Annotated in this window: 12 protein-coding genes and 1 pseudogene; 4 read left to right on the top strand and 9 right to left on the bottom strand. The window is 57.5% G+C overall.

Translation table 11 applies throughout. The annotated features are described in order from the left end of the window. Window positions 1-40 precede the first annotated feature (40 nt). The 3 genes from WG622_RS03390 to guaA are packed head-to-tail and all read right to left on the bottom strand — an operon-like array spanning window position 41 to window position 3174. Complete coding sequence (locus WG622_RS03390; protein ID WP_339402288.1) at window positions 41-949, bottom strand: NAD-dependent epimerase/dehydratase family protein; 909 nt, start codon at window positions 947-949, stop codon at window positions 41-43. A gap of 27 nt (window positions 950-976) precedes the next feature. Beyond that, entirely contained in the window at window positions 977-1624 is a 648-nt protein-coding gene (locus WG622_RS03385; protein WP_339402287.1) for a YdcF family protein, read from the bottom strand. Beyond that, window positions 1615-3174: a glutamine-hydrolyzing GMP synthase gene (gene guaA, locus WG622_RS03380; protein ID WP_339402286.1), complete on the bottom strand. Its 1560-nt coding sequence runs from the start codon at window positions 3172-3174 to the stop codon at window positions 1615-1617. Before guaA ends, WG622_RS03385 begins: the two co-directional genes overlap by 10 nt. A 224-nt stretch (window positions 3175-3398) precedes the next feature. Between guaA and WG622_RS03375 the strand changes: the two genes are divergently transcribed. Next, window positions 3399-4943, top strand: coding sequence for a trimethylamine methyltransferase family protein (locus tag WG622_RS03375; RefSeq protein WP_339402285.1), 1545 nt, complete (start codon window positions 3399-3401; stop codon window positions 4941-4943). A 9-nt stretch (window positions 4944-4952) separates the two neighbouring features. Here the strand turns inward: WG622_RS03375 and WG622_RS03370 are convergent, their stop codons facing one another. Next, complete coding sequence (locus tag WG622_RS03370; RefSeq protein WP_339402284.1) at window positions 4953-5237, bottom strand: DUF6477 family protein; 285 nt, start codon at window positions 5235-5237, stop codon at window positions 4953-4955. Window positions 5238-5476: 239 nt separating this feature from the next. Between WG622_RS03370 and WG622_RS03365 the strand changes: the two genes are divergently transcribed. Then, entirely contained in the window at window positions 5477-6562 is a 1086-nt protein-coding gene (locus WG622_RS03365) for a DUF6456 domain-containing protein (RefSeq protein ID WP_339402283.1), read from the top strand. A gap of 53 nt (window positions 6563-6615) precedes the next feature. Here the strand turns inward: WG622_RS03365 and WG622_RS03360 are convergent, their stop codons facing one another. Then, window positions 6616-7164, bottom strand: coding sequence for a peroxiredoxin (locus WG622_RS03360; protein WP_339402686.1), 549 nt, complete (start codon window positions 7162-7164; stop codon window positions 6616-6618). A 221-nt stretch (window positions 7165-7385) separates the two neighbouring features. Here WG622_RS03360 and lipA point away from each other — a divergent pair, with 221 nt between their 5' ends. Next, window positions 7386-8339 (top strand): lipoyl synthase, encoded by a 954-nt coding sequence (lipA, locus tag WG622_RS03355; protein WP_339402282.1) that lies wholly within the window; start codon window positions 7386-7388, stop codon window positions 8337-8339. Between the two features lie 61 nt (window positions 8340-8400). On the opposite strand, the pseudogene WG622_RS03350 reads toward lipA, so the two are convergent. From WG622_RS03350 to hpt, 3 genes and pseudogenes are all read right to left on the bottom strand, one after another. Beyond that, a pseudogene (locus WG622_RS03350) lies at window positions 8401-9278 on the bottom strand (c-type cytochrome). Window positions 9279-9284: 6 nt separating this feature from the next. Then, a complete protein-coding gene (locus WG622_RS03345; RefSeq protein WP_339402281.1) occupies window positions 9285-9743 on the bottom strand; it encodes a c-type cytochrome in 459 nt (152 codons plus the stop codon). A 106-nt stretch (window positions 9744-9849) separates the two neighbouring features. Further along, a complete protein-coding gene (gene hpt, locus WG622_RS03340; RefSeq protein ID WP_209356470.1) occupies window positions 9850-10392 on the bottom strand; it encodes a hypoxanthine phosphoribosyltransferase in 543 nt (180 codons plus the stop codon). Between the two features lie 80 nt (window positions 10393-10472). Between hpt and WG622_RS03335 the strand changes: the two genes are divergently transcribed. Continuing rightward, window positions 10473-10916: a type II toxin-antitoxin system RatA family toxin gene (locus tag WG622_RS03335; protein WP_339402280.1), complete on the top strand. Its 444-nt coding sequence runs from the start codon at window positions 10473-10475 to the stop codon at window positions 10914-10916. A 45-nt stretch (window positions 10917-10961) separates the two neighbouring features. Here WG622_RS03335 and WG622_RS03330 read toward each other — a convergent pair whose 3' ends face one another. Further along, complete coding sequence (locus WG622_RS03330) at window positions 10962-12143, bottom strand: ammonium transporter (protein ID WP_339402279.1); 1182 nt, start codon at window positions 12141-12143, stop codon at window positions 10962-10964. Window positions 12144-12199: the final 56 nt, after the last annotated feature.

Raw genomic sequence — 12199 nt, 5'->3', positions numbered from 1 at the left:
GGCAGACTGTGTCTGGTTCCGTGGCAATTGGAAAGTAAAATTACCGTTTTGGTGCGCAGGCTGCCAAAGCGTCAGCCGGGCTTAGGGGCGGGGTCCAGCCGCAGTCTGTCGGGGTGAACCTTAGGGATCGGTAGTAGGTGTCATAAAGATAAGAGCGCCGCATGGCCTTGGCCCCCAGCCACAGAATAGGCAGCGGAGCAGGGAAGAGACGCGGCGCGCGTCCAAAGGCTTTTCGCAGGTGACGCATCATGTCGGTGGTGCTGATATCGGCGTGATCTGTCGCAAGGATCAAAGACGGCACATCGGCGGACTGAACACAATGACGGATCAAATCGGCCAGATTTTGGACGGCAATCATGCTGCGCTGGTTGCGGACAAATCCCATGGGCAGTGGATATGGAGAATTGGCCATGCGCAACATGCGCCCCCAAAGGCCGGGTCCATGTGGGCCATAGACCTGCGGCACACGCAGGATCACCACGCGCATTTTGCTTTTGAGAACAGAATCTTCGGCCTCTAGCTTGGCTTTGCCATAGGCTGTGTTTGGCGCTGTTGGGTGGTCCAGATCCAGCACTGTGCTGCTTGCGTTCACCCCATAGACCGCGACGGTCGAAAGAAAGATAAACGTCTCAACCCCAGCGGCCTCAGCTTGCGCAACAAGATCGGCTGTGCCATCGCGATTGGCTTTCATGTGGTCGGCAAGCTCGGTGGCTTTGTCCTCGCGCCCATGCACACGCGCGGCGCAATGCACGACGGCTTTGGCGCCTTTCAAAACTTGCGCATAATCGCCCGGGTTTTCCAGATCGAACCCATGAACGAGGCCCTTTGTTGGCCTACGGCACAGGCCCACCGGATATTCTCCGGCATGGGCCAAAGCGTGCATGACATGCGTGCCGATAAATCCATTGGCACCGGTAACCACGATATGGGGCTGGGTTGGGCTGCTCATGAGATGTCCTGCGCTTTTGGCTTCAGGCTACATAAGCCAGGCGGTGTTTTCTACGCCAAAACGATTGGCGAGGGTCCAGAGGCCGCCGCGGAGCAGGTTGAAATAGATCTTTAGTGGTTCAGACAACAAAGATTTCGGCCCTGGCCATATCCAGCGTTCGCCTTGGCGCGATTGGGCCGCGATCAACCTAAGATCTTCATATCCGGCCCAGCGAAAACTCACATAGCTGCGTGGCAGATGGAAGCTGTCGGTGACAAGGGCGACTGGAGCTGTTGCGTCAAGGTAAGGGAGCGAAAAGAGAGCGTTTTGTAGCGTCGAGCGCGCTTTATTTTCTTCGACGATGTATTGATTGGGCACGCCACTTTCTCGCGCGACTTCTGCCATCATCTCGGCAACTGTTTTGTTCACCGCACTGATGCCGGTGAAGACAATCGGTGTTTCCGGCTGCAAAAGATGAAGATCCGCGCAGGTCTTGGCACGTTGTTCAGATTTTCGCCCGATCCGCCCGTCATCATAATGGCCCGCACCCAAGCAGACGATGGCTTCAACATGAGACACCTGCGCTAATTCACTGCGTGGCCACAAAAAACTCCACCCAATGACTGCAAAAAGGGTGGCTGCATAGACAACCACCCCAAGGCGCAACAGCTTGAAAAACGCGCGCTTTATTCCCATTCAATCGTGCCCGGAGGCTTGGAGGTGATGTCATAGGTGCAGCGGTTGATGCCTTTGACTTCGTTGATGATCCGCGTCGCGGTTTCGCCAAGGAATTCATGGCTGAACGGGTAGTAATCCGCAGTCATACCATCCACCGAGGTCACGGCACGCAGCGCGCAGGCGTAGTCATATGTGCGGCCATCACCCATAACACCCACTGTGCGCACGGGCAGGATCGCCACGAAGGCCTGCCAGATCTCATCATACAGACCATGTTTGCGGATCTGATCGATATAGATCGCATCCGCCTCGCGCAGGATCTCGAGTTTCTCGCGGGTGATTTCGCCGGGACAACGGATCGCCAAACCCGGCCCGGGGAAGGGGTGACGGCCAATGAAAGACGCAGGCAGACCCAGCTCTCGACCCAAGGCGCGGACCTCGTCTTTGAAGAGCTCACGCAGAGGCTCAACCAGCTTCAGGCCCATCTTCTCAGGCAAGCCGCCAACGTTGTGGTGAGATTTAATGGTCACCGAAGGTCCGCCGGAAAAGCTCACGGATTCAATCACATCGGGGTAGAGCGTGCCTTGCGCAAGGAATTCAGCGCCTTCGATCTGATCCGCGTATTTCTGGAACACGTCGATAAAGAGTTTCCCGATGATCTTGCGTTTGGTTTCCGGATCCGACTGGCCTTCCAATTCGCCAAGGAACAGTTCCGTTTCATCCGCGTGGATCACCTGCAGGTTCATATTGTCGCGGAACATGCCGACGACTTCATCTGCTTCGTTCTTGCGCAGCAACCCGTGGTCCACAAAGACACAGGTCAACTGATCTCCGATCGCCTCATGGATCAAGGCCGCAGCAACCGAACTGTCGACACCACCGGACAACGCACAGATGACCTTTTTATCACCAACTTGCTCACGGATCTTCTCGACCATGATTTCGCGATAGGCACCCATGGTCCAATCGCCGGAGAAACCCGCCAGTTTGACGAAGTTCTCATACAGCTTCGCACCACGCGGCGTGTGATGCACCTCGGGGTGAAACTGCACCGCGTAGAAGTTTCGAGAGACATCCGCCGTGATCGCATAAGGCGCATTCGGGGATGTGCCGTAAACCTCAAAACCCTCAGCGATCTCAGAGACATGGTCGCCGTGGCTCATCCAGGCTTGCTCGTCACCTTCGGTGAACCAACCTTCCAAAATCGACAGCTCGTTTTGAGGCGTCACAAAGGCGCGACCGAACTCTGCCGTGCCATGGCCCGATTCAACCTTGCCACCGAGTTGATGCATCATCACCTGCTGGCCATAACAGATGCCCAAAATCGGAACGCCCAGATCGAAAATCTCCTGCGGCGCCCGTGGAGATCCCTCTCGCGTCACACTATCAGGCCCACCGGAAAAGATCACAGCTTTGGGTGCCATCTCGCGCACCATTTCCATGGTCACATTCTGGTAAGGGTGGATTTCACAATAAACATTCAGCTCGCGCAAGCGACGGGCAATGAGCTGCGTCACTTGGCTACCAAAGTCGATAATAAGCAGGCGGTCGTGGGATGTCTCTGTCATGGGGGGGCGGATATGCCAAAACCCCAAAAATCGCAAGCCGCTTTCATCTTGCCGCAAATACTCTGGGGTGAGCGCTCTAGGGCGCGAGGGGCAAAGCCCCTAAAGGCGACAAATCCGCGCGTCAAATGTCGCTTTTTTCGGCAAATAGCCGCAATCCCTCGGTGGCGACAAATGGGGGCGGGCTAGATAAGATCAACTTTTAACGCCTGAGGGTGAGGAACAATATGGCCGAAGCAACATCTCGTCGTCGTAGCCGTGGAGGCGGGGGCGCAGCCCGCCGTGCAGAACGTGGGTCGATCAAGATCGAAACCGCGAAGTATATCGAACGCAATATCCCGCTGTTTGAGATCCTCACCGAAGAGGCGCTCGAGATCATCGAGACCAATGCCGAAACCATCCTCGAAGAGGTCGGTGTTAACTTTGTAGACAACCCAGCCGCCCTTGAGCGCTGGAAAGAGGCGGGCGCCACCGTAGAAGGCGAGCGCGTTCGCATTCCGCGCGGTCTGGCACGTGAGCTTTGCAAGACCGCACCGTCCACAATCACCCAACACGCCCGCAACCCGGAAAAATCCGTTGTTATTGGCGGCAACTCTCTGGTCTGTGCGCCGGTCTATGGCCCTCCGTTCGTGCGTGATGTGGATGGTGGGCGCCGCTATGCGACCATGGATGATTTCCAGAAATTCGTGAAGCTGGGCTATATGTCCAAATACCTGCACCACTCGGGCGGTACGGTCTGCGAACCAACCGATATTCCGGTGAATAAACGTCACCTGGACATGCTGCTTGCGCATATGACGCTGAGCGACAAGCCGTTCATGGGCTCTGTGACCGAACCAAGCCGCGCACAAGATTCTGTCGACATGGCGGGCATCCTCTTTGGCAAGGATTTCGTCCAAGACAACACCGTGATGACCTCGCTCATCAACATCAACTCGCCGATGACATTTGACGATGTGATGATGGGCGCGCTTGAGGTTTATGCCAAGAACAACCAAGCCTGCATCGTGTCGCCCTTCATCGTGGGCGGTGCAATGGCGCCTGTGTCCGTCGCAGGAACCCTGACGCAGGTCATGGCCGAAGTCCTCGCGGGCATCGCCTATAGCCAGCTCATCCGCAAAGGTGCGCCGGTCATCTTTGGCGCCTTCGTGACTTCGATCGACATGGGCTCTGGTGCACCGACCTTCGGCACGCCCGAAGCGAGCCAGATCCTCTATGGCGCAGGTCAACTGGCCCGTCGCATGGGGCTGCCGTTCCGCTCGGGTGGCGGTCTCTGTGGCTCCAAACTGCCAGATGCGCAGGCGGCCTATGAAACCGCACACACGCACAATGCGGCGCTTCTTGGTGGCGTGAACTTTATGCTGCACAGCTGTGGCTGGCTTGAGGGCGGACTGGTGTCGTCTTTCGAGAAGTTTGTGATGGACGCAGACCAGCTCGGCATCCTGCAGAAAATGGCCGAAGGCGTTGCGATTGACACGAACGGCCAGGGGATGGACGCGATCCGCGAAGTCGGACCAGGCGGGCATTATCTGGGCTGTGCCCATACGCAAGCGAACTTTAAATCGGCTTTCTGGCGCTCTGAACTCCTGGACTACAAGCCGTTTGAAACCTGGGAAGAAGAGGGCGCGCGCGATACGCAAACCCTTGCGGCCAATCGCGTTAAGACCCTGCTGGACAACTACCAGAAACCGGCGATTGATCCGGCCATCGAAGAGGCGCTCAACGCCTATGTTGCCGAGAAAAAGGCGTCCATGCCAGACGCCTTTATCTAAGGGCGCAATTTACGACTGCGAGGCGCGGAAAATCTGCGCTTCGCCTATGACTGCGATCAAAATGTCCACGTGGCGCGAGACGGAATAGTCAGCCGTTTCTGCCAGTCTTTGATCGTTGCTTTGATCCTCAAGATGCAAAAGACGTCCCAAAAGGTCCTTGCTGTGCATCGGAGGAACCTCTCCGAAATAGCGTTTTAGATGTGTGTCGCGCCGATAGCTGAGAGCGCCTTCTTTGGCCGCGCGCACCAGGATTGGTGGGCGCTTAAGGCGGTTCATGCGCTGCAAGATATCCATGACTCTGTCCCCTTTTTCTGGAATCGCAGCCAAGCGTGCCACAGCCCAATGGGGTGTTGCGTGGACGTAAAGCACCGTGCGGGCACCTCAGGCACTGTTTACCAAATGGAAACAATCATCGGATCCGCACGCATATTTTAACGCGTCGGTAACCAATGCTGCCTAGCGTGTGGATAAATCCGGGGACAATAACGCGGATAAAAAGGGCAGTATTGTGTACCTTCCGTGGGGTATTTCACATGTCGGAGAGGACCAGAGACCACAACCTGAACAGCATTCCCACCTGGGTGCCACCCTATGCGGTGCGCTACTTGGCCCATACGGAAAAAGGTGTTTCTATTCGAGAGCTTGCGCGACATTCCAAATGCCATGCGTCGACCATCATGCGTCAGATCAGGCGGGTTGAATCCCGTCGTGACGATCCCTTGATCGATGCCGCTTTGGCTGCACTCAGCGCCCGCGTGTCTCCGACCAAACCGCCCCTCTCAGCGACGGAGACAATTGGGATGGATGGTCATGCAGTCGATCCCCCAGCCAGCGACGAAACCTTGGATGCAGCGGCCCTTGAGGTCCTGACGGGGCTCAGTCACTCAGGCGCTATTCTTGCGGTTGCACAGGATCTTGATAAGGCCGTGGTCATGCGCGAGGGATTGAACGGGCAAAGTGAGCGCACAGCAGTCACGGACCGCGCGGTAGCCGAGGCCATGGCGCTCAAGGATTGGATTTCCTGCAAGTCCGGCGGGCGGGTGGCGCGCTATGTGATCACGCCGCAAGGAAGGGCAGCCTTGCAGAGGCTCGTGGCGCGGCGCGAAAATTCTGCAACGGGGTTTCAAGAGGCACAGGCCAAGTTTGAAACTCAACCTCAGGCTCGCCAAGTCGGCCGTGTCCGCTTTCACAGCTCTGAGGGCCCGATGGCTGTGCTGGCCCGTCGCCGTGACAAGGATGGCACACCGTACCTGTCGCGTGAGCTGGTGCGGGCAGGGGAGCGGTTGCGCGAGGACTTCGAACTGGCGCATCTGGAGCCGGGGCTAGCGCAGGATTGGTCCCATTTCCTAGCACCAACGCAAACCGTCAAGTCCTCAAGGTCTCCGGCAAGCGGGCCAGCGACAGCGCGAGCCCGGGTGACCGCCGCGCTTGAGACTTTGGGCGATGGGTTGTCGGATGTGGTCCTCAGGTGCTGCTGTCATATGGACGGTATGGAGGCGACAGAGAAACACCTCGGATGGCCTGCGCGGTCGGGCAAAGTGGTTCTGCGGATCGCCTTGACAAGGCTTGCCGAACATTACCGCAATTGCGATCCAGAAGTCGGCGACCTGATCTGGTAACGAAAAACGGCCCGCGATAGTCGCGGGCCGTTTTTCGTCATTTTCACAGAGGCTTAAGCGGCGACAGTGTCGACCTTGTTCTTAAGATAGCTCAGAACATTCTCTGGCGCGCTTTCGCCATAAGGATCCTCTGGGTGGTTGTCGTCGCGACCTGGCTCTTCAAAGAAGGCCTCAACAACGCCATTGTCGATGACAGCCGCATAGCGCCAGGAGCGCATGCCGAACCCGAGGTTGTCTTTGTCCACCAGCATGCCGACCTTGCGGGTGAATTCACCAGAGCCATCAGGGATCACGCCAACGTTCTTGATGCCCTGCGCTTCGGCCCATTTGTTCATCACGAAAGAGTCGTTCACAGACATGCAATAGATTGCATCGATGCCTTCGGCCGCGAAATCACCAAAGCCGTTCTCAAAGCCTGGCAACTGATAGGTCGAGCATGTCGGGGTGAACGCACCCGGCAGGGAAAACAGCACAACGCGCTTGCCTTCAAAGTAATCTGCGGTGGTCATGTCCTGCCAGCGGAAGGGGTTTGGACCTTCGATGCTGTCGTCGCGAACGCGCGTGCGGAAGGTGACATTGGGGAGTTTTTGTCCTGCAAACATAAGGAGCCTCTGTGGGATAGGATAGTTCTGCGCTGCGGCATAAGGCGATTCCCGAAGGGCTTCAACAGCTTGCGTGTCGGCGACGGGGCCGCAAAACGCCTTTGCCTTCTGCTTAGGCAGGTGGGCGCAAAACGCATAGCTGCCCTGCATGACTGGCCCTTGCGTAAATCTAGAGCTATGTTAGCAGTTCCAAAGCTTGAACGAGTGCAGAGGAGAGCCGCGTGAGAGACCTGAAGATCCCAGAGCAGCGCCATCCTGAAAAAGCCCATCGGCCGGACAATGCCCAGCCGAAGAAACCCAAATGGATCCGCGTCAAAGCGCCAACAGGCGAGGGCTATAACGCGACCAAAAAGATCATGCGCGAGCACAACCTCGCGACGGTCTGCGAAGAGGCCGCCTGTCCAAACGCGGGCGAATGCTGGTCTCAGGGTCACGCGACCATGATGATCATGGGCGAGGTCTGCACCCGCGCCTGCACCTTCTGCAATATCGCGACCGGCAAGCCACCAGAGGATCTGGACCCTTTTGAACCGGGCCGAGTGGCCGATGCGGTCCAGAAACTGGGCCTCAACCACGTGGTCATCACCTCGGTGGATCGCGACGACATCGAAGACGGCGGGGCCGAGCATTTCGCCCAAACCATCCGTGCGATCCGTCACCGCAGCCCGGGCACCACGATTGAAATCCTGACACCGGACTTCATCCGCTGTGATCCCTCGGTGCTGAAAATCGTGACCGACGCGAAACCTGACGTATTCAACCACAATCTTGAAACCGTTCCGGGTCTCTACCCAGAGGTTCGCCCAGGCGCGCGCTATTTCCATTCCCTACGTCTGTTGCAGCGCGTCAAAGAACTGGATCCAGAGATTTTCACCAAATCGGGCATCATGGTTGGCCTTGGCGAAGACCGTCAGGCCGTGATGCAAGTCATGGAAGACATGCGCGCTGCCGACATCGATTTCTTGACCATTGGCCAGTATCTGCAACCAACGCCGAAACACCACGCGGTGGATCGTTTCGTAACGCCGGAAGAATTTGAGCAATACGAGAAAGCCGCCTATGGCAAAGGCTTCCTCATGGTCTCTGCCACACCTCTGACCCGAAGCTCTTATCACGCAGGCGATGACTTTGTCCGCCTGCGCGACAACCGCCTCGCGAAACTCGCGCGCGCCTAAGTTTTTCTCTTGCTGAAATTTCCCCGCCGGAGGCTCCACCCCGAGCCTCCGGCGAGTTCATTTAAGGCAAAGACGCCACATAAGCCGCAATCGCATTGCGGTCCTCTGCCGGTAGTTTCGACATGTTTTCAACCACATGCGCCATTGCGCCGCCGGCGCTGTCAAAACTGGGCGTAAAGCCGCTTTCCAGATAATAGGCGATGTCCTCCGGGCTCCAATCAAGCTCAGACGGTGTAATACCCGGTACTTTACCTTCGCCCGGCAACACTGACCCGGTCAGCCATGCCGCGCGATCCAGGCCACCCAATGCGTTGCGCGGTGTATGGCATTCGCCGCAATGTCCCAGGACTTCGACCAGATAGCGTCCGCGATCAAGCTCTGATGTCGAAACATCCGTCACAACCCAGTCGCTGCCGCCAAAGAGCAGTTTCCATCCGCCCAACGCGCGCCGATAGCTGAAAGGGAACCCCACATCATGCGGCAGGTTCGCTTCGCTAGAGGCGGGTAGGGTGTCCATAAAGGCCTTCAGATCCACCAAATCCTGCGGCGTGATCTTGGCGTAGGACACATAGGGAAACGCGGGATAATAGTGTTTCCCCGCAGGGCTTACGCCTTTCTGAACCGCATTGGAAATTCAACCGTGCTCCAGCCGCCAATCCCCGCCACTGGATCGGGAGAGATATTGGGCGCATAGAAGGTCCCGAAATCCGAAAGAAAGGCCTGACCGCCTGCCAAGACCGGAGCGTCGCCGATCTCGGCCTTTGGAGCGACGTGACAGGATGCACAGCCTGCGGCGTGAAACACGTCTTTGCCATGTACCGGATCCGGCGTTAGACCGTCAAAGCTCGCGCTATCGACCTGTCCGGGTCGCGTCACGAAAAAGAAAACGGCCAGCCCAAGAAGGGCCAGCACAAAGATCAAACGGATAAAACGTCCCATAGGGGATTAGCGACCCCGATAGGCCTTGTGACATGCACCACAAGTGCCGCCCAGATCGCCCATCGCGGCGCGCAGGGCGTCAAGGTCGGTGCCTGCTGCCGTCGCCATATTGGCTGCGGCACTGGTCAACGCCATGGATTTCGCGCCCACATCAGGGAAGTTCTCCCAGATCGCCGCCTTCGCGCGGGTACCTTCCGCACTGTCCATATCGGAGCCCTGTGGCCAGAGAGAACCCGCGTTCAGAGAGGCCACCGCCAGCAAGTTGTCCGCTGCGGCCTGCGCTGCAGCCGCGTCATAATCCGCATTGCCGCGTGCCATGCCGCCAAGGATGCCAAGGTAATGCGCATATAGCTGCATCTGACCTTGCCGGGCCTTTATTGCGCCCTCGATATGCCCGCCGGCAAAGGCTGCGCCGGCTGTCATTGAGGCCATCAATGTAAGGGTGGTGAGTAGTTTCTTGGCCATGGTGTAACACTCCTGCTGGTAAATCTACTTTCCATGAGTGTAGCAACGCTGAGCGCGTTTTGGGAAGGACGACCCGAAATTGGCTTCACGATGTCGTGAACTCCGCCTATTCCTCGACGAAACGCACTTTGCCGATAAAAGGCAGGTTTCGGTTTCTTTGAGCGTAATCAATGCCATAGCCGACGACGAACTCGTCAGGGATCTCAAAGCCCACCCAATCGGCGCGCACATCGGCTTCGCGACGGCTGGGTTTGTCCAACAGCGCAATGGTCTTCATTTTGCGCGGGGATCTGTTTTGCAGGAAGCGAGACACATGGTGCAATGTGTGCCCCGTGTCGACGATATCCTCGACCACCAACACATCCCGGCCTTCGATTTCGCCACGCAGATCTTTGAGGATCCGCACCTCGCGGCTGCTCTCCATCGCGTCGCCGTAGGAAGACGCCTCAAGGAAGTCGACTTCGACCGGCAAGTCCAGTTCGCGCACAAGATCGGCGATAAAGACGAATGAGCCGCGTAACAGCCCCACAACAACCAGCTTGTCTGTGTCCGCAAACTCCCGCCGGATTTCGCTGCAAAGCTCTTCAATCCGCGCGTCGATGCTTTTGGCCGAGATCATTTTGTCGATCACATAAGCTGGCTGTGTCATGCTGCCCCCTTGAATTTCCGCGCCAACCATACGAAATGGGCGCGAAGGATCAAGGACAACCGAGCGGTCAAAGAACGAAAATGCCACGCCATTCCGAAACTCGAGTGCTGCCCTATACGGCGACGCAGATGTATGCACTGGTGGCAGATGTGGCGTCCTATCCGCAGTTTCTGCCCTGGTGCGCGGCTGCGCGCATTCGCTCGCGTGTACCTGAGGGTGCTGCAGAGGTGATGCTCGCGGATCTGGTGATCTCGTTCAAAGTGTTTCGAGAGAAATTCGGGTCTCGGGTGAAGCTCTTTGAGGGCGAGAAATCCATCGATACGGAATATCTGGATGGGCCGTTCAAATACCTCAAGTCTACGTGGAAATTCAAAGACGTAGAGGGTGGATGTGAAGTCGATTTCTTTGTCGATTTCGAGTTCAAAAACGCGATCCTGCAGGGCGTTATCGGCGTCGTGTTCAATGAGGCCATGAACCGTATCGTGCGCGCCTTTGAAAATCGCGCGGCCGAGCTTTACGCATAAAAAAGGGCGCTCGGGAGAGCGCCCGATTTTAGTTTTCTGGTAACCTTACGAGCTGACGTCGTAAGCGCGTTCGCCGTGCACAGTCAGGTCCAGACCGGTGGTCTCGGTGTCCTCATCCACGCGCAGCGGTGTGATCATGCCGACGACTTTCACCAGCACGAAGGTCACGACCAGAGTGAACACACCGACGATTGCCAGGGAGCCGAGCTGTGCTGCGAAAGACGCTTGGCCGAAGACCGCGATCATGATGGTGCCAAAGATGCCGCCCACGCCGTGAACCGCGAAGACATCGAGCGTGTCGTCGATCTTCAGCATGTTGCGGATCACGTTCACGGCCTCTTGGCAGAGAACGCCTGCAACCGCACCGATGATCAGCGCTTCAACCGGGCCGACGAAGCCTGAGGCAGGTGTGATCGACGCCAGACCTGCGATGGTACCGGTGACCAGACCCACCAAAGAGGCCTTGCCGTATTTGAACTTTTCCCACAGGGCCCAGGTCAGGGACGCGGTGGCTGCAGAGATATGGGTGACGGTCAGAGCCATCGCCGCGCCGCCATCTGCCGCCAGCTGAGAGCCGCCGTTGAAACCGAACCAGCCGACCCACAGAAGTGCTGCGCCGACCATGACCATCCAAGGGGCATGCGGAGGCGTGGTGCTGTTCTTGCGTGCGCCCAGCAGGACTGCAATGACCAGCGCCGCGATACCCGCGGTCTCGTGCACTACGATGCCGCCTGCGAAATCACGCACGCCGCTGTCGCCAAAGATGCCGCCATCCGCGAGGAAGCCGCCGCCCCAGACCCAGTGCACTACAGGCGCGTAGCAAATCAGCATCCACAGCGCAGAAAACAGCAGCACAAAGCCAAAGCCGATGCGTTCCACATAAGCACCGACGATCAAGGCCGGTGTGATGATTGCAAAGGTCATCTGGAAGGCAAAGAAAAGAACCTCGGGTAGCGTGCCTGACAGGCTATCTGTGGTGACACCCGACAGGAACATCTTGTCCAGACCGCCCCAGTATCCCGACGTGCCGCCGCCAAAGGCGATGGAATAGCCAAAGACGAGCCACAGAACGCTCATCAAGCAGGCAATCGCATAGCAATGCATAAAGACGCTGAGGACGTTGCGCGCGCGCACGAGGCCTCCGTAAAAAAGTGCCAGCCCCGGCAGTGTCATCATCAGCACGAGCGCCGTGGCGACGATGATCCAGGCGGTATCCGCTCCGTTCATGATCTTCCCCTTATCTTCTTAAGAACCGTTGCAGGGGGTCAAAGCGGATGAGGGGT

This window comes from Cognatishimia coralii (assembly GCF_037478305.1).
GTDB classification, from domain to species: domain Bacteria; phylum Pseudomonadota; class Alphaproteobacteria; order Rhodobacterales; family Rhodobacteraceae; genus Cognatishimia; species Cognatishimia coralii.
This window is presented reverse-complemented; position numbering and strand designations above follow the sequence as displayed.

What these genes read in the sequence shown, in the direction of transcription:
- WG622_RS03390 (WP_339402288.1), bottom strand. Translation starts at nt 949, where the DNA reads ATGAGCAGCCCAACCCAGCCCCATATCGTGGTTACCGGTGCCAATGGA.
- WG622_RS03385 (WP_339402287.1), bottom strand. Translation starts at nt 1,624, where the DNA reads ATGGGAATAAAGCGCGCGTTTTTCAAGCTGTTGCGCCTTGGGGTGGTT.
- guaA (WP_339402286.1), bottom strand. Translation starts at nt 3,174, where the DNA reads ATGACAGAGACATCCCACGACCGCCTGCTTATTATCGACTTTGGTAGC.
- WG622_RS03375 (WP_339402285.1), top strand. Translation starts at nt 3,399, where the DNA reads ATGGCCGAAGCAACATCTCGTCGTCGTAGCCGTGGAGGCGGGGGCGCA.
- WG622_RS03370 (WP_339402284.1), bottom strand. Translation starts at nt 5,237, where the DNA reads ATGGATATCTTGCAGCGCATGAACCGCCTTAAGCGCCCACCAATCCTG.
- WG622_RS03365 (WP_339402283.1), top strand. Translation starts at nt 5,477, where the DNA reads ATGTCGGAGAGGACCAGAGACCACAACCTGAACAGCATTCCCACCTGG.
- WG622_RS03360 (WP_339402686.1), bottom strand. Translation starts at nt 7,164, where the DNA reads ATGTTTGCAGGACAAAAACTCCCCAATGTCACCTTCCGCACGCGCGTT.
- WG622_RS03345 (WP_339402281.1), bottom strand. Translation starts at nt 9,743, where the DNA reads ATGGCCAAGAAACTACTCACCACCCTTACATTGATGGCCTCAATGACA.
- hpt (WP_209356470.1), bottom strand. Translation starts at nt 10,392, where the DNA reads ATGACACAGCCAGCTTATGTGATCGACAAAATGATCTCGGCCAAAAGC.
- WG622_RS03335 (WP_339402280.1), top strand. Translation starts at nt 10,473, where the DNA reads ATGCCACGCCATTCCGAAACTCGAGTGCTGCCCTATACGGCGACGCAG.
- WG622_RS03330 (WP_339402279.1), bottom strand. Translation starts at nt 12,143, where the DNA reads ATGAACGGAGCGGATACCGCCTGGATCATCGTCGCCACGGCGCTCGTG.